This window comes from Streptomyces sp. NPDC059452 (assembly GCF_042750035.1).
Taxonomy (GTDB): domain Bacteria; phylum Actinomycetota; class Actinomycetes; order Streptomycetales; family Streptomycetaceae; genus Streptomyces.
The window spans coordinates 111,592-131,344 of record NZ_JBHYVE010000008.1 but is presented as its reverse complement, the minus strand read 5'-3'; the positions used below and the strand labels follow the sequence as shown (position 1 = coordinate 131,344).

13 protein-coding genes are annotated in these 19,753 nt (G+C 71.8%); 3 read left to right on the top strand and 10 right to left on the bottom strand.

The genetic code is table 11. From position 1 onward, the window contains the following. The first annotated feature begins 122 nt into the window (after positions 1 to 122). Complete coding sequence (locus tag ACFW9Z_RS13820; protein ID WP_384639153.1) at positions 123 to 998, top strand: methyltransferase domain-containing protein; 876 nt, start codon at positions 123 to 125, stop codon at positions 996 to 998. Positions 999 to 1,077: 79 nt separating this feature from the next. On the opposite strand, the gene ffh is transcribed toward ACFW9Z_RS13820, so the two are convergent. The 5 genes from ffh to ACFW9Z_RS13795 form a co-directional block, all read right to left on the bottom strand. After that, positions 1,078 to 2,631 (bottom strand): signal recognition particle protein, encoded by a 1,554-nt coding sequence (gene ffh, locus ACFW9Z_RS13815; RefSeq protein ID WP_384639150.1) that lies wholly within the window; start codon positions 2,629 to 2,631, stop codon positions 1,078 to 1,080. A gap of 121 nt (positions 2,632 to 2,752) precedes the next feature. Continuing rightward, positions 2,753 to 5,215 carry a [protein-PII] uridylyltransferase gene (locus ACFW9Z_RS13810; protein ID WP_384639147.1) on the bottom strand — a complete coding sequence of 821 codons (2,463 nt, stop codon included), beginning with the start codon at positions 5,213 to 5,215 and terminating at the stop codon, positions 2,753 to 2,755. 430 nt (positions 5,216 to 5,645) lie between these two features. Continuing rightward, entirely contained in the window at positions 5,646 to 5,984 is a 339-nt protein-coding gene (locus ACFW9Z_RS13805; protein ID WP_003965965.1) for a P-II family nitrogen regulator, read from the bottom strand. Continuing rightward, positions 5,981 to 7,333, bottom strand: coding sequence for an ammonium transporter (locus ACFW9Z_RS13800; RefSeq protein ID WP_384639145.1), 1,353 nt, complete (start codon positions 7,331 to 7,333; stop codon positions 5,981 to 5,983). Before ACFW9Z_RS13800 ends, ACFW9Z_RS13805 begins: the two co-directional genes overlap by 4 nt. Positions 7,334 to 7,735: 402 nt before the next feature. Then, a complete protein-coding gene (locus ACFW9Z_RS13795; RefSeq protein ID WP_384639454.1) occupies positions 7,736 to 9,211 on the bottom strand; it encodes a hypothetical protein in 1,476 nt (491 codons plus the stop codon). A 459-nt stretch (positions 9,212 to 9,670) separates the two neighbouring features. Here ACFW9Z_RS13795 and ACFW9Z_RS13790 point away from each other — a divergent pair, with 459 nt between their 5' ends. Then, entirely contained in the window at positions 9,671 to 10,318 is a 648-nt protein-coding gene (locus tag ACFW9Z_RS13790; RefSeq protein ID WP_384639142.1) for a bifunctional DNA primase/polymerase, read from the top strand. Positions 10,319 to 10,403: 85 nt separating this feature from the next. On the opposite strand, the gene ftsY is transcribed toward ACFW9Z_RS13790, so the two are convergent. Further along, positions 10,404 to 11,612 (bottom strand): signal recognition particle-docking protein FtsY, encoded by a 1,209-nt coding sequence (gene ftsY / locus ACFW9Z_RS13785; protein ID WP_384639139.1) that lies wholly within the window; start codon positions 11,610 to 11,612, stop codon positions 10,404 to 10,406. A gap of 177 nt (positions 11,613 to 11,789) precedes the next feature. Between ftsY and ACFW9Z_RS13780 the strand changes: the two genes are divergently transcribed. Continuing rightward, a complete protein-coding gene (locus tag ACFW9Z_RS13780) occupies positions 11,790 to 12,749 on the top strand; it encodes an LLM class flavin-dependent oxidoreductase (RefSeq protein ID WP_384639137.1) in 960 nt (319 codons plus the stop codon). An 88-nt stretch (positions 12,750 to 12,837) separates the two neighbouring features. Here the strand turns inward: ACFW9Z_RS13780 and ACFW9Z_RS13775 are convergent, their stop codons facing one another. The 4 genes from ACFW9Z_RS13775 to ACFW9Z_RS13760 all read right to left on the bottom strand — a co-directional run bounded on the left by ACFW9Z_RS13775 (position 12,838) and on the right by ACFW9Z_RS13760 (position 19,639). Beyond that, on the bottom strand, positions 12,838 to 14,256 hold the full coding sequence (locus tag ACFW9Z_RS13775) for a sugar porter family MFS transporter (protein WP_384639134.1): 1,419 nt from the start codon (positions 14,254 to 14,256) through the stop codon (positions 12,838 to 12,840). A 227-nt stretch (positions 14,257 to 14,483) separates the two neighbouring features. Continuing rightward, positions 14,484 to 18,350, bottom strand: a complete 3,867-nt coding sequence (locus ACFW9Z_RS13770; RefSeq protein ID WP_384639131.1) for a chromosome segregation SMC family protein — start codon at positions 18,348 to 18,350, stop codon at positions 14,484 to 14,486. Between the two features lie 346 nt (positions 18,351 to 18,696). Next, positions 18,697 to 18,909 carry a hypothetical protein gene (locus tag ACFW9Z_RS13765; protein WP_003965973.1) on the bottom strand — a complete coding sequence of 71 codons (213 nt, stop codon included), beginning with the start codon at positions 18,907 to 18,909 and terminating at the stop codon, positions 18,697 to 18,699. A gap of 448 nt (positions 18,910 to 19,357) precedes the next feature. Next, entirely contained in the window at positions 19,358 to 19,639 is a 282-nt protein-coding gene (locus tag ACFW9Z_RS13760; RefSeq protein WP_384639128.1) for an acylphosphatase, read from the bottom strand. Between the last annotated feature and the right edge of the window lie 114 nt (positions 19,640 to 19,753).

The window sequence follows — 19,753 nt, the reverse complement described above, 5'->3', positions numbered from 1 at the left end:
CACAACCCCTGGACGGAACGGCGGATGCGCAGTTCCCTGGCATACGGGGGGGTGCGGACATACGCACACGGGGGCCGTCCACTCGGGCAAGATCGACCTCTTGGCGGATTGGGGCGCTTTCCATGACACCAACGCTCGTCCGGAACCTCCGGGACGCGGATCCCTCCGCGCCGGCGGACGCCGGTACCCGTGCCCGCGACTGGGCCGAGATCCAGGAACGCATGCTGGCACCGCTCTACGAGGCGGTGTACGACCGGCTCGAAGTCGGGCCCGCCACCCGGATGCTGTCGCTCGGCTGCGGCTCCGGGCTCGCCATGCTCGTCGCGGCGGCCCGGGGGGCGCAGGTCACGGGCGTCGACTCCGACCGGGAGCGGCTGGCGCTGGCCCGTGAGCGGCTGCTGCCCGACGAGGGCACGGAGGGCACGGAGGGCGCGGAAGGTGCGCCCGCGCACCGGGCCCGGCTGCACGACACCGGGCTCCCCCCGTCCGCCGGCGCGGACGGGGCACCGTACAACCTGATCACCGTGTTCGAGCCGATCGGGTGTGCGGCCGGGGACACCGAGGGGCTGGTGCCGGCGCTGCGGTCGGCCGTCCCGCTGGCCGTCCGGGGCGCGACCGTGGTCCTGACCGGCTGGGGCCCGCCGGAGCGGTGTGCCACGGCGCCGGTGCTGCGGGTGGCGGCCCGGCTGACGGAGTCCGCGCGTCCGCCCAGGCCGGGCGGGTGGCGGCCGACCCTCCGGGACGATCTGGAGGACGTGGCCGCGCGGGCGGGTCTGAAGCCGGACGGTTCGGGGCGGGTCTCCTGCCCGTTCGGGTACGCGGACCCGGACAGCGCGGTGCGCGGGCTGCTGGCGACCGGCCTCTTCGACGCCGCCGTACGGGCCACGGACCGCTCCCAGGTGGAGAAGGAGGTCACGGAGGCGCTGCACCCCTACCGGCGGGCGGACGGCACGGTGTGGATGCCGAACGTCTTCCGTTACCTGGTCTGCACGACGTGACCTGAAAGAAGGCGCCACGGACGCGCGTAAGGGGCGCCCTCTCTCAAGGGCGCCCCTTACGCGCGAGCCTGTGGGCCGGTCAGCCCATGAACTTCTTGAACTCGTCCGGCAGCTCGAAGTTCTTGTCCTCCTGGGCCGGGAGCCCGAACGCGCCGCCCTGGGCGGCGGCCTGCTCGCGGCGCTCCGCGGCGGCGGCCTCCTCGGCCTTGCGCTTCATCGGGTTGCCGCTCTTGCGCTTGCCCTTGGCCTGCTTGACCTGCTTCTTCTGGCGGCCGGGGCCGCCGCCCATGCCGGGCATCCCCGGCATCCCGGGCATGCCGCCGCCCTGGGCCATCTTCGACATCATCTTGCGGGCCTCGAAGAAGCGCTCCACCAGGCTCTTGACGGCGGAGACCTCGACGCCCGAACCCTTGGCGATACGGGCCCGGCGCGAGCCGTTGATGATCGTCGGCTCGGCGCGCTCCTTGGGCGTCATCGACTTGATGATCGCGGCGGTGCGGTCGATGTCGCGCTCGTCGATGTTGTTGATCTGGTCCTTGATCTGCCCCATGCCGGGCAGCATCCCGAGCAGCTTGGAGATGGAGCCCATCTTGCGGACCTGCTCCATCTGGGCCAGGAAGTCGTCGAGGGTGAAGTCCTTGCCACCCTTGCTCGACTGGAGCTTCGAGGCCATTTTGGCGGCCTCTTCCTGGCTGAACGTCTTCTCCGCCTGCTCGATCAGGGTGAGCAGGTCACCCATGTCGAGGATGCGGGAGGCCATCCGGTCCGGGTGGAAGGCGTCGAAGTCCTCCAGCTTCTCGCCGTTCGACGCGAACATGACCTGCTTGCCCGTGACATGGGCGATCGACAGGGCGGCGCCACCGCGGGCGTCGCCGTCGAGCTTGGAGAGGACCACGCCGTCGAAGCCGACGCCGTCACGGAAGGCCTCGGCGGTGTTGACCGCGTCCTGGCCGATCATCGCGTCGACGACGAAGAGGATCTCGTCGGGGCTGACGGCGTCACGGATGTCCGCGGCCTGCCGCATCAGCTCCTGGTCGATACCGAGGCGGCCCGCGGTGTCGACGATGACGATGTCGTGGACCTTGGCCTTGGCGAACTCGATGGAGTCCTTGGCGACCTGGACCGGGTCGCCGACGCCGTTGCCCGGCTCGGGGGCGTAGACCGCGACCCCGGCGCGGTCGGCGACGACGCTCAGCTGGTTGACGGCGTTGGGGCGCTGGAGGTCACAGGCGACGAGCAGCGGGGAGTGGCCCTGGCCCTTGAGCCAGAGGCCGAGCTTTCCGGCCAGCGTCGTCTTACCGGCACCCTGGAGACCGGCGAGCATGATCACGGTGGGCGCGGTCTTGGCGAACCGCAGCCGCCGGGTCTCGCCGCCGAGGATGGCGACGAGCTCCTCGTTGACGATCTTGACGACCTGCTGGGCGGGGTTCAGCGCCTGGGAGACCTCGACGCCGCGCGCCCGCTCCTTGACGTTGGCGATGAAGGCCCGGACCACGGGCAGAGCGACGTCGGCTTCCAGCAGGGCGATACGGATCTCGCGTGCCGTGGCGTCGATGTCCGCCTCGGACAAGCGGCCCTTGCCCCTGAGGTTCTTGAAAGTCGCGCTAAGGCGGTCGGAGAGAGTATCGAACACGGCGCTCGTCGGTCCTCAGGGTCGGGGGCGGGGCAGGTCAGTCGCCCTCCAGGGTATCCGGCCCCCGGAGAACACCAAGCCCTCGCCCGGATCCAGCCGGACGAGGGCTTGTCGCAAGCAGTCAGCCGAGGGCCTTCTCGACCTCCCGGGCGACCTCGGCGGCCCGGATCTCCGGCAGCGGTTCGCCATCGGTCCCGGTGACGTAGAAGGCGTCCACCGCGTTGGCGCCGAGCGTGGAGACATGGGCGCTGCGCACCCGTACCGCACTCCCCTCCAGGGCGTTGCCGATCCGGTGGAGCAGCCCCGGGGCGTCCTGGGCGCGGACCTCGATGACGGTGGCCCGGCGGGAGCCCGCGGCGGCCACGGTCACCCGGGGCGGCGGGGCCTTCACGCCTCTGCGGCGCGGATAGGCGGCCTCCCGCTCCGCGAGCCGGGCCCGGATGTCCAGGGAGCCGTCCAGGGCGCGTACGAGGTCGGCGCGGAGCCGGGCGGCCTGCGGGAGGGACCCGTACTCGGCCGCCACCCGCCAGCTGAGCAGCAGCAGGTCCGCGGTCTCCCCCACCTCGTTGGGGAGCTCCACCGCGCGCAGGTCGGCGGCGCGCACGGTGAGGCGGTGCAGGGCGAGGACCCCGGCGGCAGCGGGCAGGACGCCGGGGCGGTCGGGCAGGGCGATGAGCAGCTCGACGCCCACGGGTTCCACCTCGCCCTCCCCGGCGGGCTCCTCGGGCTGGGTGTGCAGGGTGAGGACGGGTTCGCCGGTGCGCAGGGCCTCGATCGCGAGGCGTTCGTGCTCGGCGCTGGGCGCGGCCTCCTCCGGCTCCTGGGGGGGCTCCCCCGCGAGGACGGCGGCGACGCGTCTGACGAGGTCGGTGACGAGGGAGGCCCGCCAGGTGGACCAGGCGGCGGGCCCGGTGGCGAGCGCGTCGGCCTCGGTGAGGGCGTGCAGCAGCTCCAGGGTGGAGGCGGTGGAGACGGCCTCGGCGACCGACCGCACGGTGGCGGGGTCGTCCAGGTCGCGCCGGGTGGCGGTCTCCACGAGCAGCAGATGGTGGCGTACGAGGGTGGCGATGACGCCCACGTCGTGCTGGTCGAAGCCGATCCGGGTGGCCATGTCCCGGGCGATGACCTCACCGGCCACCGAGTGGTCGCCGGGCCAGCCCTTGCCGATGTCGTGGAGGAGGGCGGCGACCAGGAGGAGGTCGGGGCGGTGGACGCGGCGGGTGAGGGAGGCGGCGCGGACGGCGGTCTCCACCAGGTGCCGGTCGACGGTCCAGGTGTGGACGGGGTTGCGCTGGGGGCGGCAGTGGACGCGTTCCCAGTCGGGCAGCAGCCGGGTGATGATCCCTTCCGCTTCGAGCGCCTCCCAGACGCCGATGGTGGACTCCCCCGCGCCGAGCAGGGTGACCAGCTCCTCGCGGGCCTCCGGCGGCCAGGGGACCGGCAGCGGCCGGACGGTGGTGGCGAGATGGCGTACGAGGTGGCGGGAGAGCGGCAGCCCGGCCTCGGCGGCCGCGGCCGCCGCGCGCAGGGTGAGGACGGGGTCGCGGTCGGGGCGGGCGGCGCGGGCGAGGACCACTTCGCCGTCGGCCTCCACCACTCCGTCGGCGAGCGGGGAGCGCTCGGGCGCGGGCTTGGTTCCTCCGAGAGAGCCGCTGAGCATGGCGCGGAGCCGGGGGCGGACCGAGCGGGCGCGCAGGACCCGGTTGACCTCGCGCCAGGTGACGTCGGTGGCGTACGAGACCGTCCGGGCGGCCTCGTACACCTGTCGCAGCAGCGCGTCGGCGTCGAGCAGGCCGAGCGCCCCCGCGACCTGGTCCTGTTCCTGGAGGGCGAGCCGGTCGGTGGCGCGGCCGGTGGTGAGGTGGAGGGCGTCGCGGGCGTCCAGGAGGGTGCGTCGGGCCTGGTCGAGCCCTTCGCGCGGGGCGTCGGCGACCCAGGAGGCGGCGACCGCGCGCAGGGCGGTGGCGTCGCGGAGGCCGCCCCGGGCCTCCTTGAGGTCGGGTTCCAGGAGGAACTGGAGCTCGCCCGCCCGCTCCGCGCGCTCCTGGCAGAGCTCGTGGAGGGCGGGGAGGCGTTTGGGGGCCTGGTTGCGCCAGTCCGCGAGGATCGCGGTGCGCAGGGAGGCGACCAGTCCGAGGTCTCCGGCGACCGGTCGGGCGTCCAGCAGGCCGAGCTGGACCTTGAGGTCCTCCCCGGCCGTCCTGCGGGCCTCGCCGGGGGTGCGTACGGAGTGGTCCAGGGCCAGGCCCAGGTCCCAGACCGGGTACCAGACGGCGTCCGCGAGGGCGGCGACGGCCGCCGGTTCGGCGCTGCCGTCGTGCAGGAGGAGCAGGTCGAGGTCGCTGCGCGGGGAGAGTTCGCCGCGTCCGTAGCCGCCGACGGCGACGAGGGCGGCGCCCCGGACCCCGGCGCGGGTCGCCGCCGCCGTGAACAGGCCGGTGAGCCAGTCGTCGGTGAGGCGGGCGAGGGCCGCACGGCGCGGCGGCCCGGACCGCACCTCCTGCTGGAGGAGGTGCAGCCGGGCCGCCGCGTAGCCGCTGGGTCCCGAGTCTTCGCTTCCGGTGATCGCTTCGGTGCTCGTCACCCAGGTGCCTTCCGTTTGGCGGGGCCTTCGGTCAGGGGCGCCCGTCCGGTGTGCGGGGCCGTCGGTCGGAGGGGGCGTCGGGCCGAGGGCCGGGACCCAGGCCGGGACGCCCGGCTGGTGCCGGGGACGCCCGGCTGGTGCCAGGGGCGTCCGGCTGGTGCCAGGGGCGTCCGGCTGGTGCCAGGGGCGTCCGGCTGGTGCCAGGGGCGTCCGGCTGGTGCCGGGGCCTTCGGCCGAAGGACGTTCCGGCCACAAGCCGAACCATCGGCCGGAGGCATCCGGCCGGGCGCCGGAGCCAGGCCCCGGGCGCCTCGGCCGGAGCGCGCCCGGCTCGCGGGCCCCGGCTCCCGGCTCCCGGCTCCCGGCTCCCGGCTCCCGGCTCCCGGCGGGAGCCTCCGTCAGAGGGCCCCGGAGGGCCCCGGGCGGACCCTCAGAGCGCGTCCGGGCCGCGTTCGCCGGTCCGGACCCGGACGGCGGTCTCGACCGGGACGCTCCAGACCTTTCCGTCACCGATCTTGCCGGTACGGGCGGCCTTGACGACGACCTCGATGAGCTGTTCGGCGTCCTCGTCCTCGACGAGGACCTCGATGCGGATCTTGGGGACCAGGTCGACGGTGTACTCGGCGCCCCGGTAGACCTCGGTGTGGCCGCGCTGACGCCCGTATCCACTGGCTTCGGTGACGGTCAGCCCCTGGACGCCGAAGGCCTGGAGGGCCTCCTTGATCTCGTCCAGCCGGTGGGGCTTCACGACCGCGGTGATGAGCTTCATGCGTCCACCTTCTTTGCCTTCGGTGCTGCCGTCGTGTCCGTCGCGGGGGCGGTGGTGCGGGAGACCGTGCCGCCGCCGGCGCCGCTGAAGTCGTATGCGGTCTCGGCGTGCTCGACCTGGTCGATGCCGGAGATCTCGTCGTCCTCGGAGACCCGCATCCCGATGGTCTTGTGCAGCACCAGGGCGATGAGGCCGGAGACGACCAGAGAGTACGCGAGGACCGCGACGACGCCGATGACCTGCTTGCCGAGCTGTTCGACTCCGCCGCCGTAGAAGAGGCCCTTGGCGTCGGACTGGACCCCGCCGGTGGCGAAGAAGCCGACCAGGATGGAGCCGATGATGCCGCCGACGAGGTGGACGCCGACGACGTCCAGGGAGTCGTCGTAACCGAACTTGTACTTGAGGCCGACGGCCATGGCGCACAGGACACCGGCGATGGCGCCGACCGCGATGGCGCCGAGCGGGGAGACCGAACCACCCGCGGGGGTGATGGCGACCAGACCGGAGACCGCGCCGGAGGCTGCGCCGAGGGTGGTGAAGGAGCCGTGGCGCAGCTTCTCGTAGATCAGCCAGCCGAGGACGGCCGCGGCGGTGGCGACCTGGGTGTTCAGGAACATGACCGCGCCGACGCCGTCGTCGTTGCCGAGCCAGGATCCGGCGTTGAAGCCGAACCAGCCGAACCACAGGAGGGCCGCGCCGAGCATGACGAGCGGCAAGCTGTGCGGCCGCATCGGGTCCTTCTTGAAGCCGATGCGCTTGCCGATGACGAAGATCACGCCGAGGGCCGCGGCACCCGCGTTGATGTGGACCGCCGTACCGCCGGCGAAGTCGATGACGCCCATCTCGAAGAGCCAGCCGCCCGAGCCCCAGACCCAGTGGGCGACGGGGAAGTACACGATGGTGACCCACAGGACGATGAACAGCGCCCACGCGGTGAACTTCACGCGGTCGGCGAGCGCACCGCTGATCAGGGCCGGGGTGAGGACGGCGAACATCAGCTGGAAGGCGGCGAAGACGTACACCGGGATGGTGGTGCCGTCCCAGAGTTCGGTGATGCCGATCCCGCTGAGGCCGACGTAGTCGGAGCTCCAGCCGATGACCGAGCCGATGTCGGAGCCGAAGGCGAGGCTGAATCCGTAGAGCACCCACAGGATCGTGACGATCCCGAGGCTGATGAAGCTCATCATCAGCATGTTGAGGGTGCTCTTGACGCGGACCATGCCTCCGTAGAAGAAGGCCAGGCCGGGGGTCATCAGCATCACCAGGGCCGAGCAGATCAGCATGAACCCGGTGTTGGCGGCAGACAGCTCAGGGGCGTCTGCGGCAAGCGTCGTGATGCCTGGGGGCATCGGCGTCTCCTCGTCGTCGGAGCGGCCGCGGCGTGCGGGGGAAAGCTGCGGGACCACTGGGAAAAGGTGCGGGCCGGTCAGGGGGTGTCCGCCGGATCATGGCCGGAGACCCTCCGTGCGCCATGAGATTGGCGGAGCGCCGTTTCCGGGGAAGCCGCACGATGTTTCGCGAGCGTGACGAAGAGGTGGTGCGTGTTACGTCGGAATGAATCCCGGATGGCGGCTCCGGTGCGCTGCCTACCATGCGGCCCATGCCGCATACGGTCCGGTTGAAACGCCGCCGGGTCCCTCCGAGGGGCGAACGACGAGAACCGGCCACGGCTCCCCTCCGGGTGACCAGGCGATGGGGGAGCCGAGTCGGGCTGTACGGAGGGGTGCCGCGGCCGGGGCCGGGGTGCCGGGTCAGACCGCTTCGGCGGTCTCCGGCAGCTGCTCGCTGAGCAGATCGGTGAGCCGGGCGACGTCGGCGACATCGCCGAAGTCCCTGGCAGCGGTGTCGACGGTCTTGCGCAGCCGGGTGTTGACCCGCTCGGAGCGGACCTTCTTGGCGATCTTCAGGGCGCGGGCGGCGAGGACGGTGGACTGCTCGGGCTCGCGCTGGAGCAGATGGACGGTGGCCATGCCGATCAGATTGAGCGCGTAGGAGCGCTGGTGCTCGTCGTCCTCGCCGAACAGCTCGACGGCCTTCTCCATGACGGGCTCGGCGAGCGAGGCGTAGGTGGGGCTGCGGCCGGCGACATAGGCCAGGTCACGGTAGGAGTGGGCGTTCTCCCCGTTGAGCTCGGCCTCGGAGAAGAAGCGGATCCAGTCGGGCTCGGGCTCGCCGTCGAGTCCGGCGTCCAGGAAGGTGTCCTCGGCCATCCGGACCGCGCGCTTGCACTTGCTGGGCTGGCCCATGTTGGCGTACGCGCGGGCCTCCATCGCATACAGCATGGCCTGCGTACGGGAGGTGGCGCAGTCGCGGCTGCCGTACTGGGCGAGGTGGATCAGCTCCAGGGCGTCGTCGGGGCGGCCCAGGTGGATCATCTGACGGCTCATGCTGGAGAGGATGTAGCTGCCGAGCGGCTTGTCCCCGGCCTCCTTGGCGGCGTGCAGGGCGAGCACGAAGTACTTCTGGGCGGTGGGCTGGAGGCCGACGTCGTAGCTCATCCAGCCGGCCAGCTCGGCCAGTTCGGCGGCGCAGCGGAAGAGGCGCTGGGCGGTGGGGCCCGGCTGCGGTTCCTGGAGCAGGTCGGTGACCTCGTGGAGCTGCCCGACGACGGCCTTGCGGCGCAGTCCGCCGCCGCACTGGGCGTCCCACTGCCGGAACATCGTGGTGGTCGACTCCAGCAGGTCCAGCTCGGGGCCGGAGAGCCGGGAGGGCCTGCGGGCGGCGGCCTCCGACTCCGGTTCGCCCGGGCCCTTGGGCGGGACGGGCACCAGCCAGCGCTGCATCGGCTCGATCAGGGCGGGCCCGGCGGCCAGCGCGAGCGAGCTGCCGAGGAAGCCCCGCCGGGCGAGCATCAGGTCGCTGCGGGAGAACTCGCTGAGCAGGGCGACGGTCTGCGGTCCGGCCCAGGGCAGATCGACCCCGGCCACCGAGGGTGACTGGTGCGCGGTGCGCAGCCCGAGGTCCTCGACGGCGACCACGGCGCCGAACCGCTCGGAGAACAGCTCGGAGAGGATACGCGGAATCGGCTCGCGCGGCTGCTCGCCGTCGAGCCAGCGCCGTACCCGGGAGGTGTCGGTGCTGATGTGGTGGGCGCCCATCTGGCGCGCCCGCCGGTTCACCTGGCGGGCCAGTTCGCCCTTGGACCAGCCACTGCGCACGAACCAGGAGCCCAACTGCGCGTTGGGCCGCTTCCCCGTGTCCGTATCGCCTGTGCCGCTGCCGCTCACCGGAACGCCCCCATTCCCCGTCATCCCCGTTGAATCCTTCATCGCGCGAACCACTATCAGAATGCCGTGCGCCGGTACTGCTCGTCCGGTACTGCTCGTCGGGGGTTGCCGCCCATCGACGTCGAACTGGTAACCGAGTTGCCCGAGGCATACCCGTGACCGCACATTCTCCCAGGGTTCGTGTACCGACGGTAATCCTACGATCACCCCTCCCGCGAGGGGGATTGCGGAAACGCCACCATTCGCCACCCCTTCGAATGAACCCGACTGCCCCTGCACGCGCTTGACTTGAGCCACCACGACCGAGAGCGAGCGCACGGAATCACTCGGGGGCGCACGCACCGCGCCACACCACCCAGCGCACCACGACGCACACCACTCGATCGAGTTGCAGCGACGGAGGGTTACCCGAGCGCTCCAGGTCGTAACCACCGATGAGTCGGACCCGTTGGAGGGGGCATGGGCTTCACGATCGGCGGCATCCGTGAGAAACGTTCCGGCACGTGGCGGCGCGGCCGCAGCGCCGAGGGCACCGCGGTGGCCGAGTACACAGGACTCTGGGGCTGGGCCGTGGTGCCCGGCACCCGCGCCCAGGCCGGAGTCTGCTCCTGCGGGCAGCGCTCCTGCCCCTCCCCCGGCGCCCACCCGCTGGGCTTCGCCCGGGAGGTCCCGGCCGGCACCGGGCTGGACCGCGCGGCGGACGCCTGGTCCGAGACCCCGGGCGCCTCGATGCTGCTGCCGGTGGGCCGCACCTTCGACGTCCTGGACGTCGCGGAGCAGGCCGGGCGGCGCGCGCTGGTCCGGCTGGAGCGGATGGGGCTGCCGCTGGGCCCGGTGGCGGTGACACCGACCGGCCGGGCGCAGTTCTTCGTCGCCCCCGGGGCCGCCGCCGAACTGCCCGCGCTGCTCTACCGCATGGGCTGGGACGACGCGGACCTGGACCTGCGGGCGCTCGGCCCGGGCGCGCACATCACCGCCCCGCCCTCCGACCTCGGCGGCCTGGGCCCGGTCCGCTGGCTGCGCCCCCCGGTGCTGGACACCGCGGCCGCTCCCCCGCAGGCGCGGCTGTTGCTGGGGACACTGGCGTACATCTGCCACCGGTCCTGACCCAGAAGCACAACGGCGGACGGGCGGCAGGCTCCTCATGGGAGCCGCCGCCCGTCCGCCGTACGGAGTGGTGCGCAAAGGCGCGTCAGTCGCCGATCAGCGCGTCCACGAAGGCGCCCGGCTCGAACGGAGCCAGGTCGTCCGCCCCCTCGCCGAGCCCGACCAGCTTCACCGGTACGCCCAGCTCGCGCTGGACCGCGATGACGATGCCGCCCTTGGCGGTGCCGTCGAGCTTGGTGAGGACGATGCCGGTGATGTCCACGACCTCGGCGAAGACCCGGGCCTGCACGAGGCCGTTCTGCCCGGTGGTGGCGTCCAGGACGAGCAGCACCTCGTCCAGCGGACCGTGCTTCTCCACGACCCGCTTGACCTTGCCCAGCTCGTCCATGAGCCCGGTCTTGGTGTGCAGCCGGCCGGCGGTGTCGATGAGGACCACGTCGGCCCCCTCCGCGATGCCTTCCTTCACCGCGTCGTACGCGATCGACGCCGGGTCGCCGCCCTCGGGTCCGCGGACCGTACGGGCTCCGACGCGCTCGCCCCAGGTCTGGAGCTGGTCGGCGGCGGCGGCGCGGAAGGTGTCGGCCGCGCCGAGGACGACGCTGCGGCCGTCGGCGACGAGCACCCGGGCCAGCTTGCCGGTGGTGGTGGTCTTGCCGGTGCCGTTGACGCCGACGACCATCACGACGCCCGGGGTCTCGGCGCCGCCCTCGGTCTTGACCTCGCGGTCGAAGTCCGGGCCGAGCAGGGTGATCAGCTCTTCGCGCAGCAGGGCGCGCAGGTCCTCGGGGGTACGGGTGCCGAGCACCCGGACGCGCTCGCGGAGCCGCTCGACCAGCTCCTGGGTGGGGGCGACGCCGACGTCGGCGGTGAGGAGGGTGTCCTCGATCTCCTCCCAGGTGTCCTCGTCCAGGTTGTCCCGGGACAGCAGCGCGAGCAGCCCCTTGCCCAGCGAGTTCTGCGAGCGGGCGAGCCGGGCCCGCAGCCGGACGAGCCGCCCCTCGGTGGGCTCGGGGATCTCCAGCGCCGGGGGCGGCGGAGTCTCGACGACCGGGGCCTCCTCGGCGGGCGCGGTGGCGTCCGGGAGGCCGACTTCGTCGATGGTGCGCCGCGCTTCGTCGCGCGGCGTCTCGGCCTCCTCGCCGACGTGCGGCTCGGCGGGAGGAGTGATGGTCGGCGTGGACGGCGGCGGGGGCGGCAGCTTCTTCTTGCGGCTGCCGACCACGAGCCCGCCGACCAGGCCGACGGCGGCCAGGGCGATGACTACAGCGAGGATGACGATTTCGACGAGTTCCATAACCCGTCCAGTATCGGCCACGGCCGCCGCACGGGCACGGCCCCGCACGCCACCCGGCGATCCGCCGAATCCGTATGCACCTTTTGGCCGAAATCGGCAGACCTCACCCCTACCTTTCTGATGACACGTCAACTACTGTGCGCCCCGCCTGCCCGCCCGGCGAAAGGGACACCCGTCATGGCCTTCACCGTGGTCCGGTTCAATCTCGTCGATCCCGAAGCCACCCCCGTAACCCTCTCGGCCCGCTATCGGGCCGCCCTGGAGATGGCCGCGTACGCCGACGAGCACAGCGTCGACACCGTGCAGACCGAGGAGCACCACGGGGTGGCGAACTCCTGGCTGCCCTCCCCGTTCACCTTCGCCGGAGCGGTCTTCGGCGCCACCCACCGGATCGCGGTGACGGTGTCTGCGGTCATCGGGCCGCTGCACGACCCGCTCCGGCTCGCGGAGGACATCGCGGTGCTCGACCTGCTGAGCGCCGGGCGGCTGGTGACGGTCGCGGGGATCGGCTACCGCCCCGAGGAGTACGAGCGGGCGGGCGTGGAGTGGGGACGGCGCGGCAGGCTCCAGGACGAGCTGCTGGAGACGCTGCTGGCGGCGTGGACCGGGGAGCCGTTCCCGTACCGGGGGCGTACGGTACGCGTCACCCCGCGTCCGTACACGCTCCCGCATCCGCTGCTCCTGGTCGGCGGCAGCTCGCGGGCGGCGGCGCGGCGGGCGGCGCGGCTGGGGCTGCCGCTCTTCCCGAGCGCGCACCTGCCGGAGCTGGAGGCGTACTACCACCGGCAGCGGGAGGAGTACGGGACGGAGGGGTTCTGCATGATGCCCGCCGCCCGGACGCCGCTGCTCCATGTGTCGGAGGACCCGGAGCGGACCTGGGCGCTGTACGGGGAGCATCTGCTGCACGAGGCGCGGACGTACGCCTCCTGGCAGTCGAAGGACATCCGCTCGGCGGTGCGCTCGGCGGCCACGACGGTGGCGGAGCTGCGCGAGGAGGGCGTGTACCGGATCGTCACGCCGGAGGAGCTGAAGGCCCTGGACGCGGAGTCCCTGGTGCTGCATCCGCTCTGCGGCGGGATGCCGGTGGAGGAGGGGTGGCGGAGTCTGCGGCTGTTCTGCCAGGCGCTTGTTCTGTGAGGCGCTTGTTCTGTGAGGCGCTGAAGACGCCCACCGCCTCGGCTCAGCAGTGAACCAGGGCAGCGCGTGAGCATAAGGAAGAAGGCTGCTAGCCCATCTCCTCCAGCGTCTTGCCCTTCGTCTCCTTCACGAACTTGAGCACGAAGGGGATGGAGAGCACCGCGAAGCAGGTGTAGATGATGTACGTCCCCGAGAGGTTCCAGTCGGCCAGGCTCGGGAAGCTGGCGGTGATGGCCCAGTTGGCCATCCACTGGGCGAAGACGGCGACACCGAGGGCGGCGGCGCGCAGGCGGTTGGGGAACATCTCGCCCAGGAAGACCCAGACGACGACACCCCACGACATGGCGAAGAAGAGCACGAACGTGTGAGCGGCGATCAGGGCCACGGCACCCTGGGTCTCGGGGAGCTTGCCGTCCACCAGGTCGGCGGAGAAGGCCCACGCCTCGACGGCGAGCGCGAGCGCCATACCGACGGAGCCGACGAGGGCGAGCGGCCTGCGGCCCACCCGGTCCACCAGCGTCATCGCGATCACGGTGCCGATGATGTTGATGATCGAGGTGGTGAACGAGTAGAAGAAGGAGTCGGTCGGGTCGATGCCGACCGACTGCCACAGCGTCGCCGAGTAGTAGAAGGCCACGTTGATGCCGACGAGCTGCTGGAACATCGACAGGCCGATGCCGACCCAGACGATGGGCAGGAAGAAGAAGCGGTTGCCGAGCAGGTCCTTGAAGGAGGACTTGTGCTCACGGTGCATGGCCGTCTCGATCTCGGCCACCCGGGCGTCGAGGTCGACGCTCCTGCCCTCGACCTCTTCGAGGATCTTGCGCGCTTCGGCCTTCTTGCCGATCGAGACGAGGAAGCGCGGGGACTCGGGGATCGCGAAGGAGAGCAGCCCGTACAGGACGGCCGGGACGACCATCACACCGAGCATCCACTGCCAGGCCTCCAGGCCCAGGATCTTGCCGCGCTGGTCGCCGTCGGCGATCTGGAGCACGGTGTAGTTGACCAGCTGGGAGACGGCGATGCCGATGACGATCGCGGCCTGCTGGAAGGAGCCGAGCCGGCCCCGGTAGGCGGGCGGGGAGACCTCGGCGATATAGGCCGGGCCGATGACGGAGGCCATGCCGATGGCGAACCCGCCGACGATGCGCCACATCGCCAGGTCCCAGAGCGCGAACGGCAGCGCGGAACCGATCGCGCTGGCCGTGAAGAGCACCGAGGCGATCTGCATGCAGCGGATGCGGCCGATCCGGTCCGCGATCCGCCCCGCGGTGGCGGCGCCGATCGCACAGCCGATCAGCGCGATGGCGATGACCTGGGCGAGCGTCCCGGAGCCGATGTCGTACCGGTCGCGGATCGCCTCGACGGCCCCGTTGATGACGGAACTGTCGTACCCGAAGAGGAAGCCGCCCATCGCCGCGGCCGCCGTGATGAAGATGACATGGCCGAGGTGGTCCGGATGGGCCGCTCGGGCTCCGGACTCCGGTCCGTTCGCTGCGCTGGTCACATGAACTCCTGATGCCTGGCCGCAAGTCAGACGTGGGGGGTGAGCCTTCTCAGTGGGGCACAACATCCGGCCCGCCACCACTTGAAGGTGAAAACGACTCCGCAGAGGTTATGTGTTCAAGAAACGAAGTCAAACAGCGGGCCGGAGCCACGTGTACCCAGGTGCACACAAAAGGTGCGTCAAACCTCTGATGATTCGGTAAAAAGTTGGCGGCCGCGTCGGCCGGGTCAGCGCAGCCGCTGACCGATCACCTTCGACACGCCGTCACCCTGCATGGAGACGCCGTACAGCGCGTCGGCGACCTCCATCGTCCGCTTCTGGTGCGTGATGACGATGAGCTGGGAGCTCTCCTGGAGCTCCTCCATGATCCGGATCAGCCGCTGGAGGTTGGTGTCGTCCAGCGCGGCCTCCACCTCGTCCATCACATAGAAGGGGCTGGGCCGGGCCTTGAAGATGGACACCAGCAACGCCACGGCCGTCAGGGACCGCTCACCGCCCGAGAGCAGGGAGAGCCGCTTCACCTTCTTGCCCGGCGGACGGGCCTCGACGTCCACCCCGGTGGCGAGCATGTTGTCCGGATCGGTCAGGATCAGCCGCCCCTCACCGCCGGGGAAGAGCCGGGCGAAGACGCCCTCGAACTCGCGGGCGGTGTCCCGGTACGCCTCCGTGAACACCTGCTCGACCCGCTCGTCGACCTCCTTGATCACCTGGAGCAGATCGGCCCGCGTCTTCTTCAGGTCTTCGAGCTGCTCGGAGAGGAACTTGTGCCGTTCCTCCAGGGCCGAGAACTCCTCCAGGGCGAGCGGATTCACCTTCCCGAGTTGCTGGTACGCCCGTTCGGCCGCCCGCAGCCGCTTCTCCTGCTCGGTGCGTACGAAGGCCTTCGGCAGGTTACGCGGATGGTCCGGGTCCTCCGGCAGCTCCTCGCCCTCGGCGGGCGGCGACGGCGGCACCAGCTGGTCCGGGCCGTACTCGGAGACGAGCCCGGCGGGCTCCACACCCAGCTCCTCCAGGGCCTTCGTCTCCAGCTGCTCGATCCGCAGCCGCTTCTCGGCGCCGAGCACCTCGCCCCGGTGGACGGAGTCGGTGAGCTTGTCCAGCTCGCCCTTGAGGTCGCGGCCCCGGCCCCGCTCGGCGGCCAGCTCGCGCTCCCGCCCGCCCTTGGCGGCCTCGGCCGATGTGCGCTCCTGATCGGCCCGTACGAGGGACACCTCGACGTGGGCCAGCAGTTGACGGGCGCCCGAGGCGACGGCGGAGGCCACGGCCGCCTCGTGGCGCAGCCGGGCCCGGCGCTGTTCGGCGCGGGCGCGGGCCTCGCGTTCGGTCCTGGCCGCCCGGTCGAGCCCGTCGGCGCGTCCGGCCAGCGACTTGACGCGTTCCTCGTGCGTACGGGCCTGGAGCCGGGCCTCCATCTCGGTCTGACGGGCGTTGGCCCCGTCGGCGGCGAGCCGGTCCCGTACGGAGGTGTCGGGCTCCTCCTCGACCGGCGCCTCCTCGGCCACCAGCAGCCGTTCGGCCAGCTCCTCGGCCTCCTCCACCGCCCGCTCCAGGGCCTCCTGGGCCCGCGCGGCGGACGCGGTCATCCGCTCGGCCTCGCCCGCCGCCGCCCTGGCCTGCCCGGAGAGCCGGCCGAGCTGCTGGGCGACGCCGGACTTCTCCCGCTCGGCCGCCCGCCGCCGCTCCCCCAGCTCCTCGACGAGCGCGGCGCCTTCCTTGCGCCGCTCCCCCGCCAACCGCTGGGCCTCGGCCAGCTCCTCGCACCGCACGGCGAGACCGGCCAGCTCGGCGGCGGCCTCGTCCACGGAGGCCTGCACCTCCAGGAGGCTCGGCGCCCCGGCGGACCCGCCGTGCGCGAAGTGGGCGGAGAGCACGTCCCCTTCACCGGTCACGGCGGTGAGCTCCGGGTGCGCGGCCACGAGCGCCTCGGCGTCCTCCAGGGTGGGGACCACGACGGTGTCCCGTACGAGGAGACGCACGGCGTTCATCAGGGGGGCGGGGCCGGTGAGGAGATCGGCGACGGCGGGGGCGGTGAGGGTGGTGATGCTCGCGGTGCGGCCGTGAGCCTCGGCCCCGGTCTCCGTATCGTCCGAAGCTCTGCTCTGCACGGGCAACTGGGCGGCATGCCCCTCACCCGGCAGGGGTTCCCCGGACTGCTCCGGTACGTGAGCGGGCTCCGGGGCCATGGCACCGAACCGGCCCGGTACGTCAGACGGCTCCACGCCCGGCGCCTCGGTGGCCGCTTTCGGCCGGGCTCCGTCCCGTACGTGCTCACCCGGCTGCCCCGGCCCGTGAGCCGACTCCGGGCCCATGGCACCGGGCTGCCCCGGTACGTGCCCGCCCCGTACGCCCTCCGCGCTTTCCGCGTCCTCCGCCACCCCGCCCGCCAGCAGCATCGCCGCACGCCCCGCGTCCCGGTCGCGGAGGAGCCGGATCGCCGCGGCCGCCGCGGCCGGGTCGCGGACCGCCACCGCGTCCGCCGCCGCGCCGAGGGCGGCGGCCACCGGGATCTCGTACCCGGGCTCGACGGTGAGCAGTTCGGCGGCCGGGCCGAGCAGGCCCGTCAGGTGGTCCCGGGCACCGAGCAGGGCGCCCGTACCGTCCTTGCGGCGCAGCCCCAGGGCCAGCGCCTCGTGGCGGGCCGCGACCGCCGCCCGCCTGCGCTCGGCGGCCGTGGCCTCCTCGCGGGCGGTGCTGTGGGCGGCCTGGGCCCCGGCGAGGGCCTGCTTGGCCTCCTCGTGGCGGGCGGTCAGCTCCTCGTCGTCCGCGTCCAGGCCGTCGACCTCGGCCTTGAGCTGCTCGTACTCCTCCTGGGCGGCCTGCGCGCGTTCCTGGGCCTCGTCGCGGGAGGCGGCCAGCCGGTCGATCTCGGCCTGTGCCGAACCGGCCCGGCCGCGGGCCGCGTTGACCTGGCCGCTGAGACGGGCCAGCCCCTCGCGCCGGTCCGCGATGGCACGGGCCGCGTCCTTGAGCCGGCGCTCCTCGGCGACGAGCTCGCGCTCCAGCTCGGCGCGGTGGGCGACGGTGTCCTCCAGCGCGTGTTCGGCCGCCTCCAGGGCCGCCGTCAGCTCCGCCTCCTGCTCACGGATCCGGGCGGCCTCGCGCTCCAGGTCCTCGGGGTCGCGGCCCCGGCGCTCCTCGGTGGGAGCTTCGGTGGCGCTGCGGACCCGGGCGTCGGCCAGGGAAACCGTGCCCCGTACCCGCTCGGCCAGTTGCGACAGCTCGTACCAGCTCTGCTGGGCACGCTGGAGCCGGGGCGCGAGCCGGCGCACCTCGCCCTCCAGCTCCGCCTCGCGGGCGAGCGCCGCCTTCAGCTCGCCCTCCGCCGCGTCCTTGCGCTTCTTCAGCTCGGCCTCGTCGGCGATCTCGTCGCGCAGCGCGTCCCGGAGGGTCGTCAGGTCGTCGGCGAGGAGCCGGAGGCGGGCGTCGCGCAGATCGGCCTGGATGACGGCGGCCCGGCGGGCGACGGCGGCCTGCCGGCCGAGCGGCTTGAGCTGGCGGCGCAGCTCGTCGGTGAGGTCCTGGACACGGGCCAGGTTGGCGCCCATCGCGTCCAGCTTCCGCAGCGCCTTCTCTTTCCGCTTGCGGTGCTTGAGGACGCCCGCGGCCTCTTCGATGAAGGCCCGGCGGCCCATCGGGTCGGCGTGCAGAACGGAGTCCAACTGGCCCTGGCCGACGATGACGTGCATCTCGCGGCCGATACCGGAATCGGAGAGGAGTTCCTGGATGTCGAGCAGCCGGCAGGTGTCGCCATTGATCTGGTATTCACTGCCGCCATTGCGGAACATGATCCGAGTGATCGTCACTTCGGCGTACTCGATGGGCAATGCGCCATCGGAATTGTCGATGGTCAGCGACACTTCGGCGCGGCCGAGCGGGGGCCGCCCGGTCGTCCCGGCGAAGATCACGTCTTCCATCTTGCCGCCGCGCAGGGATTTGGCTCCCTGTTCTCCCATGACCCAGGAGAGGGCATCCACCACATTGGACTTTCCCGACCCATTGGGGCCGACGACACAGGTGATCCCCGGTTCGAACCGCAGGGTGGTGGCGGACGCGAACGATTTGAAACCACGCAGGGTCAGGGCCTTGAGGTGCACGCCGCCGGACTCTACCTTTCGCTCTCGGTTTCGGTGATGAAGGTGCAGGGCACATCAGACGTTAGGCGAAGGGGGCTGAGGCGGGGGACGGACCGGGGGCCGGGGCCGGGCAAAGAAAAAGGGACGCCGAGGCGTCCCTGTAGATCTTGGTGCGGTCCTGCACGACGCATCGCCACGGCAGCCGTGCGGTGCGCTGCCGGTGAATCCGGACAGGGGGCGGCCCTGTCGCTTCAGGGGCCCGGTCGTCCGGGGACGGCGATCCGTGACGCAGGACGGATCGGAGATGTGAAGATGTTCCGAGGCTGCTGAGCGTGCTCAGCCCGACCGGCCCGTTACGGGCCACCGGTCAGGTCAGCGCAGGCTCGCCCTGGGGTACGTCGATGTCGATGCTGTCGAGCAACGACTCCTGGTGCTGAGCGGCGGCGTTGAGCGCGTCGTTCTCGTCCTGGATCCGGTTGAGCTCGGATTCCAGGTCCTGGACGCGCTGCTGGAGCCGTCGCATCTCGGCGAGGAGTCGCGGGTCGGAACCGCCGACGTAACCGAGAAGCGCCTTTGCCATGATGGATGGTCCTCCACAATGAGTGACCGACCGATGCGGTGTGGGTCGTCAGGGGATCGCACCCGCGGTGCTCGGCAGGGCTCTGTCACCACTGCGGTTCTGCTGCATATCAGCTCTACCGAACAGCTAAGGTGCGCGGGGTTTTCAGCGTCTCACCAAAAAGTTTGACGGTCAACACGATCACACCGCGTGGAGCCGGGCGTCCCGGGGGCGCGCGGCCGGACGATCATGCGGCGCGACTCTCCTGCGGAACCCCGACGGGTGTGGGGATCTTCGTCAATGCCGCAGCCTTGCACGACATTCCGCATCTGGCAACCATCGGCCGTCGCGCGGTCCCTTCGCAGGTCATTTCGGGTGCGGGGGCCGCCGGGCCGGGCTGTGACCGTTCGCTCCGGCGCGCTCACCGAGCGGATCGGGAGCGCCGGCGCGAGCCCGTACCGGCGGATGATCAGCGGATGACGAATCCGTCGTAACCGCCGCGCGGGGTGTCCCAGATCTCAGTGACTCCGTCCACGCGCCCGGGTGTGTCGTCGGAGCGCAGCCAATCCAGCAGACGGTGGCAATTGTCACGCGAACCCTCGGCCACCACCTGCACCCGGCCGTCGTCGAGATTGAGTGCAAAGCCCACGAGTCCGCCGATCTCCAAAGCGTTTGCCCTGGTGAACCAGCGGAAGCCTACTTGCTGTACTCGGCCGCGTACCCAGACGACCAGACGTGCTTCTTCGTTCATGCCCGAACGCTAACGGGCCAATTGCTCCAAGAGCACGGCGGCCCCTTTGGCCCATGGCGTACAGTCCCGTCGCAATAGCCTCACTCGATCGGGTGAGTAGTGGGACGAAGATCG

What these genes read in the sequence shown, in the direction of transcription:
- ACFW9Z_RS13790 (WP_384639142.1), top strand. Translation starts at nt 9,671, where the DNA reads ATGGGCTTCACGATCGGCGGCATCCGTGAGAAACGTTCCGGCACGTGG.
- ACFW9Z_RS13805 (WP_003965965.1), bottom strand. Translation starts at nt 5,984, where the DNA reads ATGAAGCTCATCACCGCGGTCGTGAAGCCCCACCGGCTGGACGAGATC.
- ACFW9Z_RS13780 (WP_384639137.1), top strand. Translation starts at nt 11,790, where the DNA reads ATGGCCTTCACCGTGGTCCGGTTCAATCTCGTCGATCCCGAAGCCACC.
- ACFW9Z_RS13760 (WP_384639128.1), bottom strand. Translation starts at nt 19,639, where the DNA reads ATGAACGAAGAAGCACGTCTGGTCGTCTGGGTACGCGGCCGAGTACAG.
- ACFW9Z_RS13820 (WP_384639153.1), top strand. Translation starts at nt 123, where the DNA reads ATGACACCAACGCTCGTCCGGAACCTCCGGGACGCGGATCCCTCCGCG.
- ACFW9Z_RS13800 (WP_384639145.1), bottom strand. Translation starts at nt 7,333, where the DNA reads ATGCCCCCAGGCATCACGACGCTTGCCGCAGACGCCCCTGAGCTGTCT.
- ACFW9Z_RS13765 (WP_003965973.1), bottom strand. Translation starts at nt 18,909, where the DNA reads ATGGCAAAGGCGCTTCTCGGTTACGTCGGCGGTTCCGACCCGCGACTC.
- ftsY (WP_384639139.1), bottom strand. Translation starts at nt 11,612, where the DNA reads ATGGAACTCGTCGAAATCGTCATCCTCGCTGTAGTCATCGCCCTGGCC.